Source organism: Methylolobus aquaticus (genome assembly GCF_054172105.1).
On sequence record NZ_JBSYXP010000055.1, the window covers coordinates 1 to 854 of the forward strand.

Here is an 854-nt window from a genome sequence, read left to right on the forward strand (position 1 = left end):
CAGTTCAAGCGCTTGCGGCGGGTGGTCAAGCGGCAGCGGACGATCCTGGGGATTGTGCTGCGAGCGGTGCAACGCCAACGGGCCCAGGTCAGTGGCGTCGCCACGGCGACCGCGCTGTCACATTTGGAGACGCTGTGGGAGCGCGCCGAACGGATTCGAACCCAGCAGCCGAAGGACAAAAACAAACTCTACGCCCTCCATGCCCCGGAAGTGGAATGCATCGGCAAGGGCAAAGCCCGCAAGCCGTATGAATTTGGGGTGAAAACCTGCGTGGCAGTGACCTATGCGCAGGGGCTGATAGTCGGCGCGCGGACCTTTCCCGGCAATCCCTACGATGGTCATCTGCTCCACTCCCAACGGGAGCAGACGACGATCCTGCTGGAGCCGTACGCGGTTGCGCCGCAGCAGGTGCTGGTCGACCTGGGCTTTCGCGGCGTCGATGCGGATAACCCCAAGGTGGAACTCATTCACCGCGGCCAGTACCGCTCGCTCAGCGCCAAGCAACGCCGCTGGCTGAAGCGGCGGCAGGCCATCGAGCCCGCCATCGGTCATCTCAAACACGACCACCGCATGGATCGCTGCTGGTTGCCGGGCGCCTTGGGCGATGCCTTGCACGCCGTGCTGTGCGCGGCCGGCTACAACCTGCGCTGGCTGATCCGCGCGGTCCTGCGCGGCCGCATCAAGCCCCTTTTTTGGCCGTTTTGGTTATGCGCCTGGATCCGTTGCGCGTTACTCGCGACCACCGCAGACCGTTCATGCGCCGCATTCGCGCGTCTCGACCTCCGCTTGCCGCTACCTCCCTGGAACGGCCAGACGCTGCCGAATGTCGCTTAAAGGAATTTTGCAGGGCCGAC

General features: G+C 64.5%; 1 protein-coding gene. It reads left to right on the plus strand.

Features of this window, described 5'->3' with window-relative positions:
• A partial coding sequence (locus ACW73L_RS22150; RefSeq protein WP_498924708.1) for a transposase occupies positions 1–834 on the plus strand: 834 nt, incomplete at its 5' end.
• Positions 835–854 lie beyond the last annotated feature (20 nt).